Source organism: Zoogloea sp., from assembly GCF_023150065.1.
Lineage (GTDB): Bacteria > Pseudomonadota > Gammaproteobacteria > Burkholderiales > Rhodocyclaceae > Zoogloea.
Genome location: NZ_JAKLLN010000214.1, coordinates 1 through 544, shown reverse-complemented (window position 1 = coordinate 544; position 544 = coordinate 1). Strand labels below are relative to the sequence as shown.

Annotated in this window: 1 protein-coding gene; it reads right to left on the bottom strand. The window is 64.7% G+C overall.

The features are described 5' to 3' along the window. Positions 1–544: ISAs1 family transposase (locus L6Q67_RS24345; protein ID WP_296576349.1), on the bottom strand; the 544-nt coding region annotated here is incomplete at both ends.

Sequence of the window (544 nt, the reverse complement as noted above, 5' to 3'; positions counted from 1 at the left end):
GAACTGGACGTCGAGGCACCAATGAAGGCGGTTTTCGATTTCCCCGTGGCGGCGCACCGCATGCGCAATCCGTACGGCGTCCGCAGGCAAGGAGCTGATGTAGTAGCGCCGCTCACAGCTGATCTTTGCGCCGACGCGCCGCTCGCGCTCGATGATCGCGAAGCTCTTCAGATCAGGCCACTGGTCGGCCTTGTGGAGGCGATCGACCGCGTCGAACGCCCAGCAACGTCGCACTTCCGTTCGACCGTGGCCGTCCTCGCGGCTCTCCGTTGCGGAACTTGCCCTCAGTGCGCCCCCCACGCCGGCCTGGGCGAGCAAGAGGGATTCGACGAGCTTGGGATGGTTGTCTTTCACGCACAACACGTAGTCGGCGCCGCCTTTACGAATCGCCTTCGCAATACCGGTCTGGGTGCCCATCGCGTCAAGGGTGACGACACAGCCCTCGAGCGCCAGCGTCGCCAGCAGTTCGGGAATCGCCGTGATCTCATTGGACTTCTCGGCCGTCGCGGTCTGACCGAGCACGAGGCCGATGTCGGCGGCGAAG